The sequence below is a fragment of the Komagataeibacter nataicola genome (assembly GCF_003207795.1).
Classification (GTDB): domain Bacteria; phylum Pseudomonadota; class Alphaproteobacteria; order Acetobacterales; family Acetobacteraceae; genus Komagataeibacter; species Komagataeibacter nataicola.
Genome location: NZ_NIRT01000027.1, coordinates 15,519 through 37,252, shown reverse-complemented (window position 1 = coordinate 37,252; position 21,734 = coordinate 15,519). Strand labels below are relative to the sequence as shown.

Sequence of the window (21,734 nt, the reverse complement as noted above, 5' to 3'; positions counted from 1 at the left end):
TCTGTTCATCCGTCAGCCAGAACAGGTCGCTCATCTTCAGTCTCCTTGCAGAGCCTGAATCAAAATTCCCTACAAAAATCAATGGGTCCTGAGCCTAAGCCCCGAAACATGCAGGAACGGGAGCATGGATCATGCCGCGTGGTGATAAATCCGCCTATACAGGCAAGCAGAAGCGACAGGCCGCCCATATTGAGGAAAGCTACGAGCAGCGCGGCGTCAGTGAGGATGAAGCGAAACGCCGCGCCTGGGCCACGGTCAATAAGGAAACCGGTGGCGGGCAGAAAAAGGGTTCGGGCAAAAACGGGGCATGAAAATGCCCTTCAGGCTACACGCAGGCTGCTTGTCGTGCATGCGGCGTTTCCGGGCAAGGAATTCGATGTGGTCGTATCTGAGGCACAAGACGATTACGGGTTTGTGCTCGCCTTTCAGACAAATGAAACATGGGGCGCAGGGCGATGGTTTCCCTCTTTATTTGTACTGCTGCTGTCATGGGTACATATTAAAATATGAATTTTTAATAACATTGAGTGAAGTTAAAATGAAATGGAATATTGTCGTATATTAACCCAATAAGGAATTTGTTAGAGGGCCTTCATATAAGCTTAACTTTGGAACGCCCCATGGCAATGAGAAAAGTTTTACTTCTGAGTGCTGTCTGTTTTTTTGTCCAGAACACAAGCGCATTTGCCAAAGAAAAAACCGATAACCGCCACGGTGGCGCAAAAAAAACCAACCATGCCGAACCAGACTCCCATCGCGACAAGACACGGGAGGAAGGAGAAAAAATTGCCGTGCACGCCCGGCACAAAGAGGCTGGCGGCGGCATGATGGCCTATCACACCACGCCCAAGACGGTCAGCTCGCTCACGCATGACTATATCGACATGCAGTCGCCTACTTCCACGATTGAATCCCTTATCTAGACGTTGCCCGGTGTTGTCTCGGCCAGTGAAGGTCCGTTGACGACATCCTTCTCCACCATCCATATCCGCGGCATGGGCCAGTCCGAGATCGGCGTTACGTTCGAGGGCATTCCGGGCGCCAACCCCTTTACTTACAGTACCTATACCCCCTCGCTTGTTGATAGCGAGAACATGGGGCAGATCAATGTGATGCAGGGCGCGGTTGATATCAATTCGCCCACCTACAATGCCACGGGCGCTGAAATTTCAACATCCATCAGGCGTCCCTCCGCAAAGCAGAACATCTATACTTCCGCATCGGGCGGGTCTTATGGCACCAACAAGGACTTCATCCGCTATGACACGGGTGAAATCGGCCATTCTGGCGTGCGGGCCTTTGTTTCGGGGTCTTATGCGCGCAGCGACATGTGGCGGGGCACAGGCGAGGTGCGCAAATGGCATGTTGATGCGGCCCTGGTCAAGACATGGTCAAAAGGCAATGAAACGGAAGCCATATTTGGCTGGACCCAGGCCAGGCAGAATGAGTGGCTCTATCCCTCCATGGCAAACTGGCAGACCTATGGTATCAATTATGGGCTGAACAACCAGTATTATAATGGTGACACGCATTATGAAGGGCTGGATGGAAAAAATACGGGTTCGATATATGGCGCGCTGAAAAATCATTTCAGTTTTGGTCATGGCCTCAGCCTTGATGCCGAGGCCTACTCGGTTGAATTCCATGGTCCGTATGAATACGGTGAAAGCAACCTTCCCGTATCCAGCGGTTATGTTGGATCCGAAAAATATAAATACCTTGACAATTACAAGAACCTGCCCGGTTATGACCCGACAAGCAAGAAACTGACAGCCGCCGAGGTCTCGGATTGGTACACAATATCATCAGGCCTGACGCTGGTTGGCAAATGGCACCATAAATTCAATACCCTCACTTTCTCTTATTGGTATTCATACGCAACTGAAGGCGCGCGCGACCGCTATTATCCCGTTAACACTAAGGGGCAGTGGAGCACTTCCGAGCCTTACCTGACCGCAAATGGCGGCATTCCCATCGGTGAAGACAATGAAAACGGCAAGCAGCAGCTCAACAGCTTTGCCGTTGACGATAAACTGTCGTTTTTACATGACCGCCTGTCCATTGATGGCGGCATCCGCATGGCGATGGTCAGCCGCCAGTTCACGCAGGACCTGCCGGGGGTCAGCACGGCGCCTTCCATCCGTAACCTGTTCATTCCCGCCCCGCAGGTGCTGATCAGCTATCGCTTCAACCCGGACCACCAGATCTATGTCAATGGCACCACGGGCTACCATCTGCCTGCCTCGTTGAGTTCACAGCTGCCCCAATACAGCTATACAACCGGCAAGCCACTACAGATGGCCATGAGCCAGTACAAGCCGGAATACATGATTACCGAGGAACTGGGTTATCGCTACAGTGGCCTGTTCATGGCCAATGTTGCGGGGTTTCATTACAATGTAACGAACCATCAGATATCATCGGAAACTTACCAGCCAGGCACCACGACCGAAATCTCGCAGGTCATCAACGCAGGCGGGCTTGAGGCCTGGGGGCTGCAGGCCGAACTCGCGACCCGCCCCTGGCACCATGTGAGTTTCTATGCCTCGGGGCAGTATATGTACACCCAGAACGGCAACAATATTGCCTATGGCGGCGGTTACCTGCAGACAAAGGGCAAGCAGGAAGTCGGTGCCCCCAAATTTTCCGGTTCGCTGGGCCTGACCTATACTGATGGCAAATGGTTCGGCAATTTCACCTTGCAGTATACCGACTCACAGTATGCCACCCTCATGAACGATCAAAGCATTCCCAGCTACGTCACGGCCAATCTTGGTTTTGGCCGCACCCTGCCCCAGGTTGGCCGGGTCAAGCCCCGCCTCAAGATCAACCTGACCAACCTTGGCAACGAGCATTACCTTTCTTCAATGTATTCCTACACCACCAACGCGACAGCAGCAGCGGGTGTGGGCGGCAAGTCTTCTGCCCCGACCTATGTCATCGGTGCGCCTTTTGTGGTGATGGCGACGCTTTCCGCCAATTTCTGATGTGTTTATTCCCTCCGGCCCCCTTCTTCAGCTTCATCCTTGCGCGAGCGAACCATGACGACACGTAGAGATTTCCTGAAATATGCCCTCCTGACGGGTGCCGCGGGTGCATCTTCCCGCCTGCCCGCGGCCATCGGGCGGGCCTTCGCCATCGCGCCCGATGTGGGCACCACCTGGCAGGATGCAGAGCATGTCGTGATCCTGATGCAGGAGAACCGGTCCTTCGATCATGTATTTGGCACCCTGCAGGGCGTGCGCGGGTTCAACGACCCGCGTGCCATGCGCCTGCCCAACGGCAATCCGGTTTTTGTGCAGGGTAGCCAGTCAGGCGAGACCTACCTGCCATGGCGGCTCAATATCCGCGATACGCGCGTGACATGGATGGGCTCCATCCCCCACTCCCGCGACAGTCAGGTCGATGCGTGGAACAGTGGCGGCCATGACCGCTGGATCGACGCCAAGAAGTCGCACCACAAGGACTATGCCCGCTATCCGCTGACCATGGGCCATTACACGCGCGAAGACCTGCCCTTTTACTACGCCCTGGCCGATGCCTTTACCGTATGTGACCAGAATTACTGTGGCGCCATGACCAGCACCACCCCCAACCGCCTGCTGTTCTGGACCGGTACGGTGCGTGACCGGCAGGACCCCGCCTCGAATGTGTACATGCGCAATGGCGAGATCCTTGAAGGTGGCATGACGTGGCGCACCTTCCCCGAGCGGCTGGAACAGGCGGGTGTTTCATGGAAATTCTACCAGAACGAACTCTCGCAGTCAGGCGGCATGAGCGCGCCAGAGCGGGCGTGGCTGTCCAATTTCGGGTGCAATGTGCTGGAGTGTTTCGACAGGTACCATGTCACGGCCAATCCCGGCTTTGGCGCATGGCTTGAAGAGCGGATCAGTGAATGCCAGTTGCATATCGACCGGCTGAACACGCATGAGATGCTGGTGTCGGGCACGCACGGCGAACAGCTGGCCGAGGCGCGAAATCTGCTTGCCGTGCTCACGCGCCGTCGCGCAGCATCGGGCGAGACGCCCGAGAAACTGACACCGGCGGAGCGCGCCCTGTTTGAAAAGGCCTTTGTGACCAACACGGGCGATAAAAACTACCGCAAGCTGGAAAAACTGAAATTCCATGATGGCAGGAAAGCCATCCACATGCAGGCGCCCAAGGGTGATGTGCTCCATCAGTTCCGTCAGGATGTCAAAACTGGCAGGCTGCCCACCGTATCGTGGCTGGCAGCGCCCGAGCACTTCTCCGATCATCCGACCTCGCCATGGTACGGCGCGTGGTATGTCTCAGAGATCATGGACATCCTGACCGAAAACCCCGAGGTCTGGAAAAAAACGATCTTCATCATGACCTATGATGAAAATGACGGGTATTTCGATCATTGCTGCTCCTATGCCGCCCCTGACCCCGCCCGGCCGGAAACCGGCACGTCATCGCGCAGCATCGGGCAGAAGGGGCTGGAATATACGAGCGCGCAGGATGAGATTGATCGTGGCGTGCCCAGACGCCTCGCGCGCAGCGGGCCGATCGGGCTGGGCTTTCGCGTGCCGATGGTTATCGCCTCGCCATGGAGCCGGGGGGGATGGGTGAATTCGCAGCTATTCGAGCATACCTCCACGCTGCGTTTCCTTGAGGCCTTCGTGCGGGGAAAATTCGGCAAGGACGTGACCGAGACCAATATCTCGCCCTGGCGGCGGGCCATCAGCGGTGACCTCACATCGTGCTTCCGCCCCTATGATGGCAGCGTGCCGCACCTGCCTTTCCTTGAGCGCAATGCGTATCTGCACACCATCGAGAGCGCGCGCGATCGGCCCATGCCGGGCGGCTACCAGGCGCTTGATGAAGCCACGATCGCCACCCTGCGCAACGACCCGGCCAGGATGCGCGAAAGCGTGATGCAGGAATCCGGCACGCGGGCCGCCTCTCCCCTGCCCTATGAGCCGTATTGTGATGGCGGAGTGTCGGCTGATGGCAGGCAGGTGGCCGTGCACCTGCGCGCGGGCACGACCCGCTTTGGCGCCCGCGCAGCAGGCGTGCCGTTCAATATCTATCGCCACGGCGTGGCGGCTGGCGGCGGCATGCAGGCTGGCACCTATGCCGTAGCGGCGGGCGATGCGCTCGATGCGGCTTTTGCCCAGTCCACGTTCCATAACGGGGTCTATGATGTGGACGTGCATGCCCCCAACGGCTTTTACCGGCGCTATAGCGGCAAAAAGGGCGGCCTGCGGCTACAGGCGGCATGTACCTACCTGCGCGGGCCAGGGAAGGATCTTGTCGTGACCATCAGCAATCATGGCCCGAAAAGCGTGAACCTGACCTGCACCCTGGCCCCCTCCGGCACCACGCGCGCGGTGCATGTGGCGCCGGGCGGCAGCGCTGATGTGGCGTTTGACCTGACGCAGGGCATGCTGTGGTATGATCTTACCCTGTCGAGCAATGATGAGCCGGAACTGCGGTATCAGTTCGCAGGGCGCATCGAGACCGGGCAGCCTGGCCGCACGGACCCGGCCATGGGGGCGGCTTACCGAGCCTGACTGCCCTGCCTGTGCTGCACGCCTGAAACCGGTTAGGGTCGTGCGTGCGGCCCCATAAAACATGCAGGGCAGCCAGATGAATTGCGACATACGGCTCAATCTCATCAGGCCGGATCTTGTTGAGCGCGGGCGCAGGCTTGCCCCGGTGCAACGGGCCGCCATCTCCCGCGCGGTGACGGCATGCGCCTGCCATGCCAGCAATGCCGAACCGTATCTTGATGCCGACGTGCGGGCCTGACTTGCCACGGGCAAAGCCGATCCATGCCCCGGCAGGGATGGCATGCGGTCCGCTATCGACTTTCTGGATAACGCCTACTTCGACGCGCAGGATGCGCACGAGCAGCCCTGCGGCCATGAAGCACGGGTCATGGCATGGTTCAGCAAAGCCCGGTCAGTGAACGAGTGAACGCCGTGCTGCATGCGCTCGACGGCCAGATTCCGCAGGCTTTTTATGATACAGTGTACAAAGCCCATGCCGCGATGGGGGATTGCAGTCAGATCGAGGCCATCTGGGCGCGACATGGAATGTAAGCGATAAACATCAGGAAGTTTTTGGTGAAGCTTTCTTTCAAAAAGCTTCAAAAATGCCCCTTGTCCTCACGCCTGACGGATCAGTCCATGCATCGGCGTAACTGCCGTACCGGGAAAGACCGTGGCCATGCCCGCAGGCTTCAGCCGCAGGTGATCGCATAGCAGCCCCGCCGCAACGCAGCGCAGGTCGGTGGTGGGGGCAAGGTCGCGGTTTTCAAATAGCTGCTCAGGGCGCAGGCCCGGCCATGTGCCTGCTACCCGCCCCCCTGCCACGGCGCCACCTGCAATGAAGGCAACCGTGCCCGTGCCATGATCCGTGCCGCCCGTGCCGTTGATGCGTACCGTGCGGCCGAATTCGGTCATGGCCAGCACCACCGTGCGCGACCATGCCGGGCCAAGGCCATCACGCAGGGCCGCCAGCCCCCGGTCGAGCTGGGTCAGGGGGCGGCCAAGGCGGTCGACCTGCCTTGCATGGGTATCCCACCCCCCAATTTCGAGGGCGGCGACGCGCGGGCCGCGCCGGTTGGCCAGCATGCGGCCTGCTGCGGTTGAAAGGGTGAGGAACGCATCGGGCCTGCTGCCCTTGCGCGGGGCGGCGGAGGCGGGCCTGCCGTCTTCCATCACGGTATCGGAGAAGCCACGCGCCTGCAGGGCATTGCGCAGGGCGGGGCCTGTGACCGGATCATCCGCGTTGAGGGCTGCGATCTGGCGGTACAGATCGGGGTCGGGGTGATGGCTGGCGGCGGGCGCGTAACTGCCCACCTGGGCCGGGCCACGCAACAGCAGCGGCACGGTCAGCCCCATGGCCAGGCCATAGCCATCCGGCCCCGCATCGCGCTGGGGCATGAGCGATACGGCCCGGTTGAGCCAGCCGCTATCCATGCGGGCATCCGCGCCACTTTCAAGGTAGTCCTGCGCCTCGAAATGCGAGCGGCTGCGATAATTGCCCGCCACGGCATGCACCGGCAGCAATTGCCCCGCGGCATAAAGCGCATGCATGTTCTGCAGCGCGGGGTGCAGCCCGTAAAAACCGCCTAAATCAAGCAGCCCCTTGGCCGCTCCCGGCTCTGGCAGGATGAGCGCGCGGCGATGGGTGGCAAGGCTCGGGTCGCCATAAGGGGTGACGGCGGACATGCCATCAAGCGCCCCACGCATGACAATGACCACAAGGCGTGGGTCATCTTCATGGCCGGACGGGGCTGCCATGGCCAGCGAGGCACGCCCCAGCGCCCAGCTTGTGGCAAGACCCAGCAGGGCCGCGCGACGACGGATCAACATGATTTAACGCCTCTGGAATTCGGGGGAGGAGAACAGGAGCGTCAGCGCATCCTGCCTTGAGCCTGCATGCTGCATGGCCGTTACCGTCTGTGCCCGGAGTGCGGGGCCGAGCACGGCATGGGCAATATCCAGCGGGTCGCCATCGCGCACCTGCCCGGCCATCTGCCAGGCCCAGTCGCTGCGGGCCAGCATGTCGGCTGGCGCTGCCCAGTCAGCGGCGCGGTCGCTCCAGCCATTGGGCAGTGGTGCGGTCCATAACGGCTGGCCCAGCGCGGCAAAGGCTGCAAGCAGCGTATGCGCGGGCGAGTGTGGATCATCCGGCTGGCTTGGTGTGCCCCCCATCGACAGCGCGCGCATCACCGCCGTGGCATAATCCATGGGCGAGCGGAATTTGCCGCCCTCCGGGGTGGTATTGACCAGCGTGGGCAGCACCAGGGCGGCAGCGGCAAGGTTGCCTCCTGTTTCCTGCAACACGCGGCTGACCTGCGTGACATCGCGCGCGTCGGGCGTGTCGGTTATGAAATGGGCAACCATCCGGGTGGCGATATGGTGGTAGGTGGCGGGGTGCGTGCCCAGAAAATGCAGCGCCTGCAGGCCGCCTTCCTCTCCTTCCCCAAAGCGGTGGCCCATCAGGGTCTTGGTACCGGGCTCATGCGCTTTTTCCCGAAAGACAAAACCGGGCTGGTCCGCCTTGAGGTCCACGCCCCACCCGGTCAGGATGGCGGCAAAGGCCGTGACATCGGCCTGCGTGTAGCCGCCCTGTGGCGAGAGGGTATGAAGTTCGAGGCATTCCCGCGCCAGGTTTTCGTTGAGGCCCCGGTGCCCCCTGCGCCCGGCCGGGCTGTCCGGCCCGATGGATGAGGCGTTATCAAGATACATCAGCATGGCCGGATGGCGCATGACGGCAACCAGCATGTCCACGAACCGGCCGGTGACATGCGGCCGTATGGCTTCGCGCATGTAGGCGCCAATGATCGCGCGCGTGCCGCCCTGCCGCAGGCTGACGGTAAAGTGGTTGAACCAGAACCAGGCCAGCCGCTCGCGAAAAGGCTGGCGGGTCAGAAGCAGGTTGTCGAGCTGGGTTGCAACCTCGGCCTGAAAGATCGGTTTGACAAGCGGATCGCCCTGCACCCTGTTCATACGCTGCGTATGCAGCGCGATCAGCCCATCGGCCGTGGTGCCCACGCCGGTAAAGCGGGCCGCGTCGGGCTCGTGCAACTGGCGGGCCAGCCAGTCATGCGGCCTGTCCGATAATGTTTGCGTGCCCCGTATGCCCCAGCCAAACCGGTTCATCATTTCCAAAGATTGCACCAAATTCCTGTCCTGAAAAGCGGGCGGATAAGCGACCAGTGCCAGTACAATACGATCAGGCTGCGATCAATCAAGGCAGCGGCGCACGCGTGTGGAGCGTGGCAGCCCTTGTGGTGTCGGTGGGCATATCACCATATGGCGCGTCGTTTTATGGAACATTTATGAAATTATGGCATGCCATCCTGATGGCCCCGCCCTTTATAAAAAATGCCGCCTTTCAGCATGAAAGGCGGCACCGGAAAACGGCTTCCTGCAGGCGGGTCGCGCCCTTATTTTTTAAAGAAATCGGCAATATTCTCCCACACGTTGCGGGCGATGATGTCATGCCCGGCCTGGTTGGGGTGGGTCGTATCGGCCAGCCATTTTGTCTGGTCAAGCACATCGGCAAGGGGCTCGCCGGATGAGAAAAGATCGAGTTCGGTATCGGCAGTGATCTTTCCATCCTCGACCGCGTTGGTCAGTGCCTTGCGCGGCGCGCCCTGCGTATTGGCCTCATCGATGAAAGCAACGTGATAGCCAGCCTTTTTCAGGCGGCTGGTGATATGCCCGAGGTTATGGACCGTCTCGCCGGTGCCGATATGGTGCAGGTGGTCATTGAAGCCGCCAAACACAACCGCCACCTTGCGGCCGGGATGGCCTGCCAGCGCTTCCGCCGCAGGCACCATGTCCAGCATCTGCTTGGTCGTGGCACCTGATACGGCAAAATTGTAGCTTTTGTAGCGTGCGTAACGCTGCATGACATAGGGCCAGTTCGTGCCATCGCTCAGGCCGTAGCCTTCCGTCCGGCTATCGCCAATGGCAACGACAGTATCGCGCAGTTGCGGCATGTGGTCGCCCGCCACGGCGGCGGCGGCCTCAAAGTCCTGCTCCTGCTCGGCCGTGGCGTCCTGGTCGGCTATGACGATACCGGTCCACTGCCCGGTATTGCGCCCCTGCTCAAACCACGACCCGCCATCGGCATTATAGCCGATATACCCACCGGAAAACGAACTCGCGGGCAGTGCGCCGCCAAGCATGGCGTGGTTATTGCCGTTTTCAAGCCGGTAGCCATTGGGTGTTGCGCTAATGCCAAAGGCGGCAGGATCGTTGCTGATGATGAGGTCCGTGCGCTGGTCCGGGCTGCGCATGTCGGCTACATGCACAAAGCCATCGAGCGTGTAGCTGCCCATGAACACCTTGAATTCCTGCCCCTTCTGCCCCAGCATGAGCGGCACGGGAAAAGCCGAATAGCCGGAATTGGATGAGGCATACGTGCCCGTGGTGCCAAAAAAGAAGCTGTTGGCGGGCACCCTGAGCGTCTGTGGCAGGACAAATCCGCCCGGCCCGTTATTCTCGCCCCATGACAGCGTCTCCTGCCCCGAAACCTGCACCGCGCCGATATGCACGACATGGTGCCCCGGCGTTGCCACGAGGTGGTTGCCATGGCCGGTCTGGTCATACACGCGGGTAACGGTGGCGAAGGTGCCTGCGTCACGCGCGGCCAGAACGCGATGGAGGGTCTCGGTATCGAGCGTGCCATCGGGCCGTATGATGAGCGTGGTGGCTACCGTCTGGCCGCCGGCCGTCGTCTCGATATCCACGGCAGGGCCGGAATAGGAGCTGACCATCCGTGTAGGCCCACCGGCAAAAACGGCATGCGCGCCAAAGGTATCGGCGGGAGCGTTCGATGTGGACACGGCGGCCCACTGCGCGCCCCCTGGCGTGACCGAGGTGGCACGCCATACACGCCCGCCTGCCTGCCACAGGTCGCCTGGCGCGTAACCCCTGCTCACGTCGTCATCCGTGCCGGGCGGGCGGTTCAGCCCCTGATCTACGGCGCTATTGGCGGGAATGCAGGTTTCTCCCCCCTTATGGTCATCTGGTGGGCATTGTGCCGCCATGCCAAGGGCGGGCAGGCTGCCAACGGCCATGGCCGTGATGCAGGCTAGAACTCTTCCGCGCGTTTCCATGCAATACTGTTCCTGGATAGGGGGCGCAGGGCATGAACCTGCCCCGGACCGATTGTATTATTGATCGTCAAATGTGTAATGTACCATCCACATGCCACTGGTTTCTGACCAGTTGCCTGCCCTGCTGTAGCCAGCTTCCATGCCAACGCGCAACCGATGGGTAAACTGGTACACCAGCCGCCCGCGTACGTTGCCCGCAAGGCCGCTGGCGTCCTCGCTTCCATAATAGTCGTACGGGGTCTGGGCCGCGAGCTGCCGCAGGCTGGCATTCGTCGGGTAATAGGGCGCTCCATTGCTGTGATAATGCTGGAACCCCGCCTCCCCGCGCAAGAACCACGTCCATCGCTGTTGATGCCCCGACCACTCAACCGGCACCATTGCGCCGTAATACTGCTGTGGTGAGAAGTAGCCGCCCTGCCCCCATGTAAAGAAGTAACTGTTACGTCTGTAACCAAAATACATGAGGTCCAGCCCGACACGCAACCACTGCCGGTCGTGGGTCTGCCATACCGTGGCGGTGCCGCCTGCCCCGGCCTCGACCTCGGTATTGCCCTGTACATGCGTGCCATCCAGATAGGCGAACCCGCCACCGCCATAAACATTCCACCCCGGCGCGGACCATTCCAGCGCGCCATGGCCGAACATGCGCGTAACACCACCCCAGACCCGGTTCGTGCCGGGATCGTGCTCGCCCGCGTAGGACAGTTCGCTATCCGTCACCATGCGCCGGCCCCCGCTTATGCGCAGGCCGAGGTTACGGGTCAGGCGCGGCGCGAATTCCACCCCGCCCACCACGTTGGTGATGGGAAAGCCCAGCGGTGAAGACCCCACATCGGCCGAGAACCAGTGGTTGACATAGTTCAGGCTCAGCCCCACGCCCTGCGTATAGTAATGATGGTAAGCCCCCGGCCGGGCCCCATTGACGGAATAGGTGCCGAACTGCTGGGCTGAATAGGCATTTTTCAGCGGGTCGCCGGTAAACAGCAGCGTGGGTGTGACCGAAAAGGACAGCCGGTGCTCCCATGATTCAAACGGCAGCGTGCCGGTTATGGGAATGGCGAATTCCGTCAGCTGCCCCAGCCCCGCAACACCCGTGCGGCTACGCACGAAGCTGTTGGCGTCGAGCTGTGGCGAGATGGAATCACGCAGGTAGACAATCTGCCGGTCCATCGCCTCGGCGCCATCATCCTCGGGGATGTAATGATAGCTTGCAGGCAGTGTCGCACCCTGCAGATCGATATAATTGCTGTCAATGAACGGCCAGCGATAATCCGGCAGGAAACTTTCATGGCCTTCATACGCGCCTTCACCATCCAGCGTGCGCTGGGCGCTACGCGCGTGCTCCACATCGGCAAGCTGGACACGCGTGTTGCCCGCCACGCGATCGACATCGGAGCGCACTTCCCATGTCATCGGGCCATCGGGGTCTTCATGCACAAGGCGGCCGGCATAGCTCCGCGCCAGATCCACCCTGCCTGTACCGCCCGCGTCACGCGCGGCGGCGGCGAGAGCGTAGATATTGCGCGGCTTGAGGCGCAGGGCAATCTGGTCTTCTTCCAGTGCGCGCCGGGGCATGTTGCGTGTCTGGTATATCCGGCCCATGGCCAGATGGGCCTCGGCTGATTCAGGGTGGGCGCGCAGCACGGGGGCCATGACCTGATAGGCCTGCGTGGTCTGGCCATAACGGTCAAAGTTATCGGCGGTCATGATGGCAATGCCGATGGCGATATCGTTTCTTATCCGTATCTGTTCCGCCGTGGCGTAGCCGGGGTAGGCGCGTGCCATCTCATCAAAGGTGCCAAGGCAGCGCGTGGTGTCGAACATGGCATGCAGGCGCAGGTACATCCCGGCATAGGCCAGCATCTGCGCAGCCTTGGGCGGCTGGGTCAGGCGCTCTTCCTGTACGAGCACCTGCTGGGCCTCGCGCGTGGCATGGCGGTCAAGCAGGGCGCCAGCAATCTGCATGCCCCGGTCGCCCGTGGGGTCGGGCTGGTCGGCAAGGGCCACGAGCGCGGCATTGTCCGCGCGCGGCGCGCGGTTGAGCGCCTGGATGCGGCGGGCAAGCTCGATCTGGCCGGCAATACTGGCCATGCCAGCGCTCCGCCCGGTTGCAGGCAGGCGCGCCATCAGGCGCTCGGCCGTGGTCAGGTCATGCTGCCCCATGGCGTAGATGATCCCGGCCTGCAGGTCATCTGGCGTGACGGATGCTGCGTTTGTCAGGTCGTCCATCAGGCTTTGGGCCTGAAAATGGCCGCCGGCATCGTCAAGCGCATGGGCGAGCTTGAGACGGATCCACGGGTCCGTGGGGTCGAGGGTTACGGCCTGACGCAGCAGGGCCACCCGTTCATCAGCATCGCGCGTCTGCTCGGCGCGGGCGGAAAGATCGGCGGCCTGCAGGTGCACGGCCAGCGCCGGGCGCAGCGGCCTGAGGCGGGCGATGATCTCCTGTGCTTCCGCCCCGCGCCCGGTCTGGATCAGGATGGCGCCCAGATTGAACAGCGCATCGGCATTGTCCGGCGCCCGGCTTAGAATCTGGCGGTAGATGCGCTCGGCTTCCGCGTTATGCCCCTGCCTGCGCTCAAGCATGCCGTCCAGCGACAGGTAGGTCAGCCCATTGCCCGAACGGCGGCCGAGCAGGGCAAGATCCGTGCGGGCGGCTTCGTAATGGCCAGTATTGATGGCCTGGAGGATGCGCACCACCAGCGGGTCCATGCCCCCGCCCCCGCCAGATTGCAGCGCCTTGATGGCAGCCCGCCAGTGGGGCGCTGAATCCGGGTCAGCCTGCATGGCCTGCAAAAAATACTGCGTGGCCTGGGCAGGCTGCTGCCGGGCCTGCGCCACCAGCCCCAGTCCGCCAAGCGCATCCGCATCATGGGCATTGAGTGCGAGGGCGTGCTGAAAGCGTTCGGACGCCCCTTCCAGGTTGTGCCGGGCCAGCAGGGCATAGCCCTCCTGGTGGGCGGTTGCGGCGTCGATGGCGTTCTGCGTTTCCTGCGCCTTGTGCAGCAGTTCGGTTACTTCCGCATCATCGGGGTGCAGGCCAAGCCATTCGTTATAGAGCGGAATGGTGGGGCCAGTAATCGGCTCCCACAGCAGCGCCTCGCGCCATGCGGCAACGGCCCCTGCCCTGATGGAAGCTGGCGCACTGGAGCGGGCGAGCGCGCGCAGGCCGTCCATCCCTTCGGGGCGCGACGTAACGCGGTAGGTCAGGATCCGGTCGAGCAACAGCCGGGCATCAAGATCGCGCGGGTTGCGCTGCACCCAGGCGGTCAGTTTGGTCTGGGCCTCCTGGCGGCCAAGGATGGTGGCCCCCAGCACGCGGTAATATTCCAGCGCCAGATCGGGTGGCGGGTCGCCGTGCTTGAACAGGGCCTTGTACTTGAACATGGCGGGCATCATCTTGCCTGCCGCCGCCAGAGCGCGCGCCTCGGCTAGGGCCTTTGGGTCCACGGGGCCGGCCTGTATCTGCGCCTTGAGGTCGGTAACCAGCCCCGGCGCCGTGCCATTGTGGACCAGCCGGGCCAGTGTGGCCGAGGCCTGCGCCGGGTTGCCCTGCGCCATCTGCAGGCGGCCCTGAAGGTAAAGTGCTTCAGGGTTGTCGGGATCAAGCGAAATCGCGCGTTCTATCGTTTCATGCGCTTTATTGAGGTTATGCTGCCCCAGCCAGTAATAGCCCTGGTTGAGCAGGAGTTCGAGCACGGCGGCTGCATGTGCCAGGTGCGCGTTCATGGCCGCGCGTTCGGCATCCTGCTCCTGCGTGGGCGTGACCGTGATGGCTGTGCCGTCAGTTGCTGTCAGGCCGTTTTGCGTGACCTGAGCGGGGTCAGTCTGCGCATGCGCCACCTCACCCGACAGGATGACGCCCGCCATCATGCCGCAGATGAGCTTCAGCGTGCCATTTGCCGACCGCATGGGCTGGGGCGTCATGACCCAGGCCGCAGGCGTACGCCGCCACCCACGCCCCGAAGGCAGCGCGGTGGCGGCATGGTATCGTCCTTTTATGTCGTGTCTAATGAACACGGGACACGTAAGAGATATAGAACAGGATCGCAGCCAGAATCATGCAGGTACCGATAAGAAGGGCCGCGCCACGGTTGCGGGCGCAAACGGCAACCCTGTCCTCATAATCAAGCCCGGTGCGCTCCACAAACACGTAGCTCAACACGCTGATGACAAGCACGATGCCCAGCACGGCAGCCATCATCAACCCGTGCACCTGGAAGAAGAACAGATAATTCGCCACCACGATACCGGGCCAGTGCCACAGATAGACCGAGTAAGAAATGACCCCGAGCGGTGAAATGGGCACAAGGCACAGTCTGCCCACGTGCGTTTCGGGCAGCATGATGATGGTGGCCACCGCGAGGCAGGGGAAAATGGTCATGTAGGACGGGCAGGCAAACTGAAGGGTATAGAACAGCCCCGCCCCCACGATCACCGTCAGTGCTGCGGCGTAGATGATGTTGGCAACAACCGGCGAAAGGCGTGGCCGGGGACATATCCAGATCATGGTGCCAAGTGAAAACTGCCACAGGCGATCGAATATATTGTAATAAGCCTGCGTATCGCCCTCGACGTAGCTCCACGCGCAATAGGCCAGTGACACGGTAAAGATGCCCGAGAGCACCAGCTTGCGGTGTTTTGTCAGCGGCAGCAGCAGCGCCATCAGGAAAATGATGGTGTAGAACTGCATTTCCAGCGAGAGCGACCATGTATGCAGGAACGGGTAGGCAATGCTCTGCCCCTGAAAATACCCGACATGCCCCGAGGCCCATATGTTGGACAGGTACACCAGGGCATACGCCCCGTTGATGGCAATATCGGCCCGGTCACTCTGCAGGACCCACCACAGCATGCCCGCCGAGACCAGGCCGATCATGCAGACCAGCGCGGGCAGCAGGCGGTAGAGCCTGCGGCAGACAAAGCGCAGGGGCTGGAACGGATGCTGCATGAGCGCCGAGCGCCCCATGAAATAGCCCGAGATCACCACAAAAATATCGACGCCGATAAAGCCCCCCTGCAGCCAGCCCGCATGGAACAGGACCACAAGGGCAATGGCCAGGCCACGCAGCCCATCAATATCGCGCCGACGGTTAAGGGGAAAAAAATCTTTCTCAAGTATTTCACGCCACCTGCTTGTGGTGGGGGCAGGTTCATTTTGGTGCAGCATCAACAGATTTCCACGTCTTGTGCCCGTCAGGGGCAACCTTACTGGTCGGTAGCAGGCGGGGCGTCTTTCAGCTTTTCCAGTTCAGGCAGCGTCGCCTGCACGATCGCATTGCCCCATACCTTGTAGCTTTCAGGCGTTGCATGAATGCCATCGATGGTGTTCACGCTGCCCTGTTTGAGCAGCGCGGTGCCATCGACATAGCTGCACGGCGCCACTTCACCCTTGAGGAAGCTGGCCATTTCGGTTGCGCGCTGGTCGGTCTTGCCATAGCGCGGGCTGAACTGGCCCCAGGTCGGCCCCACCCAGATGCACGCGGTCTTGCCAATGGCATAGGTCAGGGTCTTGACCTGCTCGTCCACCCAGTCCTTCGAGACAGCGGCCTGGCCATAGGCTGCCATAGTATCGCCAAGAATCACCATTACCACGTTGGGATGCCACTTGGCCACGAGGTCGCTGATGGGCGGGGGCGATGCGGGCTTCATGTTGGGCGCGCCAATCGGGGCATCACCAATGCGCTCGGCGGCGCCGCAACCATTGTTGGGGTTGGGCACGACCCAGTCGGCCGCGGTGGAGGAGCAGACCCCGTAGGTGACCACTTTTGCACCCTGACGACTGAATTCATCCGGCAGCACGGACAGCAGGGAGTCCTTGAACGTGACGTGACTGTCACCGATAATCAGCAGCGTGAGTCCGGCAAGAAGAGCACTCATGAATTACTTCTCCGTATAAGAATTTATTTATGGGCCAGGGTGGCGCTACAGGCATGCCCGTCCAGACTGGCCACACCCTGTCGTGATTTGGCCTGCATGGCGGGGGCGTTGTTGTGCCTCACGCCTCACCGGTCCTGTTATCATCCAGCACGCGCCTGCGTGATTTGGCGCGCAGCCAGCTCCACGCCCCGAAGGCGGTCAACCCCGCTCCTGATAGACCGGTCAGATAAAGAATGAAAGGATGATAACTCAGATACCGGTCCAGTTGCAGCCACAGGGGTAATGAGCCCACTTTATAGGTCGGCGCGGTGCGGTAACTGGTAAACTGTTCGGCGTTCTTGAGCACCAGGTCCCCCTGGATGGAAGACAGATCCCTGGTATTGCGCAGGCTGAGCACCAGATCATGGATGCGCTGCGGCGTATCTCCCACAAAGGCGATGACCGAGCGGTGGCTGTCATAGGGCGACTGCGCGCCGATCATGACCCCGGCCTCGGCAATCGGCGCATTGAGGTGAGCGGTCACACCGTTGAGGAGGCCGGCGTGGTCGTGGTCCTGAAACAGGTACCAGATGCCCTGCAGCCCCATGCTCTGGCCAACCCGCACGTGCCCGTCCCTGATCACGTAAGGCGAGCGTGACAGCAGGTCTGATTGCCCATTCAGCCTGTCGGCGGTGGAGAGCAGGATGATATCGCCCTGTGGAGGGGTATTCTTCACCTGGTCCGCCGTCATGACATGCACGCCTGCCGCCGGGTACCACGTTGTCGCCCCGAAAAAGCCCATGAGGTCGAGGAAAGAGCCTGCCGTACCCGCATCCGGGCCTTGCGGCAGGATGATCGTTGTCTCGGACAGATCGGCCATGCGGGAGAACGGAAAGGCGGCCTCGGCGAAATAGGACAGGTTGGGCAGTTCGGCGTAATGGTAGCCCCGGCGGAAGTCGAGGGTGGAATCTGAATCCACGCTCATGCGGATATCACCCGGCGTGCGGCGGCATGCGCCCCGGTCAATCGGCCGGGCATCAAAATTGAACTGGAGCTGGTTCTGGCCAAACAGTAGCCACGGCGGCAGCGCCGTCATGTGACCCGTGGCGCCCGCATGCTGGTTGACCAGCCTTTCCGACCATTTCTGCCACACGCCCGGCGGCGAGAGCGAATAGCTCTGCAGGTAGTTGTTGTTGAGGCTGACATCGACGCGTGATGTCTCGAGGTCCACCACCGGGCCGCCCGGCGCGCGCACCCACATGTTCATGAGGTAAGGCCGCCCCCGCCATGTATACAGGTCGGGCGGCAGGTGGAATGGCAGGGTCATGCCCGCGGGCGTGTAGCCCCCGCCCTGCAGGTCGGCCGCCCCTACAAGCTCACCGAAGCGCACGGGCCGGTCCGTTGGCACGAAGGCGGGTGCGTCATAAGGCTGGCGGGGGGCAAGGCTCACGTCCTCCACCACTTTCGAGGCCACGCCGCCAAGCGTATCATGCGAGAACGCGAGGTTGCGCGCGGCTGCCTCGACTTCCTGCGGCGTGCGCCCGGTCACGATCAGGATGGTGCCCCACGGGTCATTGGGGTTGACGATCTCGGCCAGGGTCGGGCCGGTGGGCAGCGTGCCATTGGCATCAAGGGGAATGTTCCGGCCCACTTCAACCGCGTTGCCCGATGCGGGCACGGTTGTGGAAACGGGAAAGGACAGCGCGCGGAAATCGGCGATCTTGCCAAACCATGAAGCAATCACGCCTGCCGCCTTCAGGTCATCGCGGCTATCGGGGGATGGCATGACGACCGGAACCCGCAACGCCGCACGCAGGTTGGGATCGAAGAAGGGCGCAGGCAGACGCGAGAGCTTGCGCTCGGGCGCGATCCGCACCGTGGTCAGGGTGATGCGTGAACTGTCGGAAATACGCGCCCACAGGATCTCGTTGAAGAGATCATTGCAATCACGCCTGTATTCACCGGCAAAACGGAAATTGAGCTTGTTGTCGCCGGTAAAATATAGCGGATCGACATCGAATGTGATGGGGCCGAACGCGGGGTGGTCAGGGTTGACCTTGATCGTGCCGATATACTGCTCGTTCAGCGTAACCGTGACAGCGCTCGCCTCAGGCAGCAGCGACGGCGAGAGCGCGCCAGACAGGGTGAGCTGCGCGTGCGTTACCACCCGGTTGGCGGGCACGACCACATCAAGCCCCTGTAGCGGAGAGTAGCCGCGTAATGTCAGCGGGCCGGTCGTAGCCCCGAGGTCACGGAACGACAGGGTGCGCGTGACCTCCGTATCACTGATCCGGGCTGCAGCCAGCGGGTCGATTGGCGGCGTCACATCAGGCACGTTGCCTGTATTGCTGTCACCAAACGGAGTCTGGGCGCTGATTCCACTCTGGTCTACCGTGGCGGACGCGGGCGGCAGCCCCTGCGCCATAGCTGCCGGGAGCAGTGCCGTGAAGGCTGTGAGGAAGGTGGCGGATAGGGCAGCCCCACTGCGGGCGCCGCGTTGGGCAGGTTTCAGCACGAGGCTCTGTTTCTCCAGTTTTTCTTCCACCATGGGCATGGTGATTGCCTCTGCCTGCGCAGTGGGGCGGGGTTTTTCAGGCTTGCGCCATTTAAAGAGGTCGCCAATACTTCTGAACACCATGGCGATGCTGCGCAGGGGGCGGTCGGCGGGGAAATCGGCCCAGTTGGCCCATGCATCGTTGCGCCCGAACACCATATCGACCACCTGGCGTTCATCGCTCAGGTCCCGGCGCGCCCATTGCAGGCGCAGGTTGCCCGGCTGCATGGCCATGACCCGGGCGGGCACGTGCGTATGAATGCCGTCGCGCTCGTTGTCATAGCTGACCATGACGGTCCGGGGCGCTTCGACATCGTGCGGCCAGTCCATGTCAACCGACAGGCCGCCTAGCGACAGGTCATGCGTATGGGCATGGAACGCCCTGCCCTGCCCATCGGTAACGGTTACGGGCAGGCGCACGGTAATGCGCGGTGCGCTGCGGGTCTGGCGCGTTTCACGCCCCACGGCGATGGCGGCCAGCACAATAATGAGGCTAATGACCACCCACAGGGTATTGAGCACGAAGGACTGGAGCGCCAGGCGGTCGTGATATTGCCAGATGATGCCAAATATGCCGCGCGCAAGGGCTGCGAACAGGATCAGCGCCAGGATGATGTTGGGATAGACCGCGCTGAAATCGAAATAGCTGCGCTCCAGCAGGCCGCCCTTGTCGGTTACGTTGAACTTGCCCTTGTGGGGCTGGAGCAGGGTTACGATGGTGATCCGCACCAGGAACAGCGCGAGCGAGGTTTCGTAAATCTCGCTCCAGAAGGAATAGCGCCACCGGCCTTCAACGCGTGAAAGCGTCATGATGGAATGGAAGATATGAGGTAGCGCATAGGCGCTGATGGCCAGCGGCGATGCCGCGATGATGTTTTCACCAAGAAAAAGATAGGCCAGCGGCGAGACCAGAAAGGTCACGCGTGGAATGGCAAACAGGAAGTGCGACATGGCCGACAGGTAGCAAAGCCGCTGCTCCCACCGCAGGCCGGGGCCAAGCATGGGATTGTCGAGCCGCATGATCTGGAGCATGCCGCGCGCCCAGCGCACGCGCTGGCCGATGTGCAGGATCAGGCGCTCGGTCGCCAGCCCGCCGGCCAGCGGTTCGCGCAGGTAGCCGGTGCCCCAGCCCTTGCGCTGCATCTTGAGCGCGGTATGCGCATCCTCCGTTACCGTCTCGGTCGCGAACCCGCCAATCCCCATAACGGCGGAGCGGCGGATGACGGCGCACGAGCCACAGAAAAACGTTGCATCCCAGAAATCATTTCCATCCTGCACCAGGCCATAGAACATGTTGCCTTCCGGCGGCACACGCATGCCTGCGGCGAGGTTGCGCTGGAACGGGTCGGGCGCGTAGAAATGATGCGGGGTCTGCAAAAGAGCGAGGTTGGGGTCGGCAATCATCCAGCCGATGGTTCTTTTGAGAAAACCACGGGTGGGAACGTGATCGCAGTCAAAAATGATGGCGAATTTTCCATCTGTTACTTTCAGGGCGTGGTTGAGATTGCCTGCCTTTGCGTGATTATTTTCCGCGCGGATAATATAACCTGCACCAGATTCTACCGCAAAATCACGGAAGGCAACCCGTCGGCCATCATCAAGAATATAGACGTTCAGCTTATCAGCCGGCCAGTCAAGTTCCAGCGCGCCAAGAACTGTCGAGCGCACGAGGGACAGTTCTTCATTATAGGATGGCACATAGACATCCACGCTCGGCCAGTCGGCCGGATCATCTGGCAGGGCGTGCTCCCTGCGCTCCAGCGGCCATGACATCTGGAAGTAACTCAGGCACAGCGTGACCAGGGCATAGGTCTCGGCCAGCAGGAGCAGCACGGACAGACCGCCCTGTATCCACCCGTGGAACTCCAGCGTGGTGGTCAGACGCCACACGATGTAGCGCAGCGATACAAGCAGCGACAGCATCATCAGGAATATGGTGATGCCCCGCCCCGGCCTGCGGTTTAGCACCAGCAGGAGCGTGACCGTGCCAACGCATAGCAGACCCTGTGAATACAGGCTGAGCGTTATGGACCCCGCAAATCCCATGATGATTGCACCAACAGCAACCGGCACCCATGGGGGCATCCGGCTGAGCGGTGTCTTTTTCATCAGGTCCGTGACTTTGTCCGCTATGCGTCTTGCCCTGAACATTTCCAGCTATATCGCTGCCTTAACATGGTGAATGCCCCCTGCTCCCGCAGCCGTCATTACGAGCAGGAACAAGGGTGCTAAATATGAACATTGTTCACTTAAACCTTAAAATTTTACCGCCTGATTCAATAAAATATTAAAGAATACAGGTGGTTGATCGGTATGCGTTCATCCCTATCTTAAAATTGATGTTTATTGAACATATTAACGGTGTTAATTTCCGATTAACGTTCTGTCAAGAAGAAAGATCTGCAGCATAACAGGGCATGAATGATGTGTTTTTTTGCCGTCATGCCGTCTGAAAATGTTAATTTTTATGAAATTTCCAAGGGGTCTCAGGCAGGCCGCTTCTGGCAGCGCATTTCCTTTTTGATATGAACAGAGTTCATACGATCAAACGTCAATATCGTAGGAAGGAATTCTTACAAAATGCCGATTGGCCAAAGTCGGCAATAACCTGATGCGTTACATCCCGGGTGTTCTGGCCATCCTGCCCAGGCAGGAGATCTGAAGTTTCAGTTCTGGTTGGGCATGGGGACTCTTTGGATTTATGACAAATGGCTT

At 60.8% G+C, this 21,734-nt stretch carries 12 protein-coding genes and 1 pseudogene; 6 read left to right on the top strand and 7 right to left on the bottom strand.

Annotated elements, in window-relative coordinates:
- Positions 1 to 131: 131 nt before the first annotated feature.
- From CDI09_RS13055 to CDI09_RS18225, 6 genes and pseudogenes are all read left to right on the top strand, one after another.
- A pseudogene (locus CDI09_RS13055) lies at positions 132 to 308 on the top strand (plasmid stabilization protein); the annotation flags it as partial.
- Positions 309 to 620: 312 nt separating this feature from the next.
- Positions 621 to 923 (top strand): hypothetical protein, encoded by a 303-nt coding sequence (locus CDI09_RS18580; protein ID WP_236944577.1) that lies wholly within the window; start codon positions 621 to 623, stop codon positions 921 to 923.
- A 36-nt stretch (positions 924 to 959) separates the two neighbouring features.
- Positions 960 to 2,987: a TonB-dependent receptor gene (locus CDI09_RS13050; protein WP_236944576.1), complete on the top strand. Its 2,028-nt coding sequence runs from the start codon at positions 960 to 962 to the stop codon at positions 2,985 to 2,987.
- 54 nt (positions 2,988 to 3,041) lie between these two features.
- A complete protein-coding gene (locus CDI09_RS13045) occupies positions 3,042 to 5,537 on the top strand; it encodes a phosphocholine-specific phospholipase C (protein ID WP_078523913.1) in 2,496 nt (831 codons plus the stop codon).
- Between the two features lie 76 nt (positions 5,538 to 5,613).
- A complete protein-coding gene (locus tag CDI09_RS18230) occupies positions 5,614 to 5,775 on the top strand; it encodes a hypothetical protein (RefSeq protein WP_167370154.1) in 162 nt (53 codons plus the stop codon).
- A gap of 134 nt (positions 5,776 to 5,909) precedes the next feature.
- Positions 5,910 to 6,068 carry a hypothetical protein gene (locus CDI09_RS18225; protein ID WP_167370153.1) on the top strand — a complete coding sequence of 53 codons (159 nt, stop codon included), beginning with the start codon at positions 5,910 to 5,912 and terminating at the stop codon, positions 6,066 to 6,068.
- 66 nt (positions 6,069 to 6,134) lie between these two features.
- On the opposite strand, the gene CDI09_RS13040 is transcribed toward CDI09_RS18225, so the two are convergent.
- The 7 genes from CDI09_RS13040 to bcsA all read right to left on the bottom strand — a co-directional run bounded on the left by CDI09_RS13040 (position 6,135) and on the right by bcsA (position 21,128).
- A complete protein-coding gene (locus tag CDI09_RS13040) occupies positions 6,135 to 7,346 on the bottom strand; it encodes a DUF1501 domain-containing protein (RefSeq protein WP_078523912.1) in 1,212 nt (403 codons plus the stop codon).
- A 3-nt stretch (positions 7,347 to 7,349) separates the two neighbouring features.
- Positions 7,350 to 8,657: a DUF1800 domain-containing protein gene (locus CDI09_RS13035; RefSeq protein ID WP_249034028.1), complete on the bottom strand. Its 1,308-nt coding sequence runs from the start codon at positions 8,655 to 8,657 to the stop codon at positions 7,350 to 7,352.
- Positions 8,658 to 8,926: 269 nt separating this feature from the next.
- Complete coding sequence (locus tag CDI09_RS13030; RefSeq protein ID WP_078523911.1) at positions 8,927 to 10,606, bottom strand: SGNH/GDSL hydrolase family protein; 1,680 nt, start codon at positions 10,604 to 10,606, stop codon at positions 8,927 to 8,929.
- 57 nt (positions 10,607 to 10,663) lie between these two features.
- Positions 10,664 to 14,533, bottom strand: a complete 3,870-nt coding sequence (locus CDI09_RS13025) for a cellulose synthase subunit BcsC-related outer membrane protein (protein WP_249034027.1) — start codon at positions 14,531 to 14,533, stop codon at positions 10,664 to 10,666.
- A gap of 82 nt (positions 14,534 to 14,615) precedes the next feature.
- On the bottom strand, positions 14,616 to 15,776 hold the full coding sequence (locus CDI09_RS13020) for an acyltransferase family protein (protein ID WP_078523910.1): 1,161 nt from the start codon (positions 15,774 to 15,776) through the stop codon (positions 14,616 to 14,618).
- A gap of 38 nt (positions 15,777 to 15,814) precedes the next feature.
- Entirely contained in the window at positions 15,815 to 16,486 is a 672-nt protein-coding gene (locus tag CDI09_RS13015) for an SGNH/GDSL hydrolase family protein (protein WP_078523909.1), read from the bottom strand.
- A 118-nt stretch (positions 16,487 to 16,604) separates the two neighbouring features.
- Complete coding sequence (gene bcsA, locus CDI09_RS13010) at positions 16,605 to 21,128, bottom strand: UDP-forming cellulose synthase catalytic subunit (protein WP_236944572.1); 4,524 nt, start codon at positions 21,126 to 21,128, stop codon at positions 16,605 to 16,607.
- Between the last annotated feature and the right edge of the window lie 606 nt (positions 21,129 to 21,734).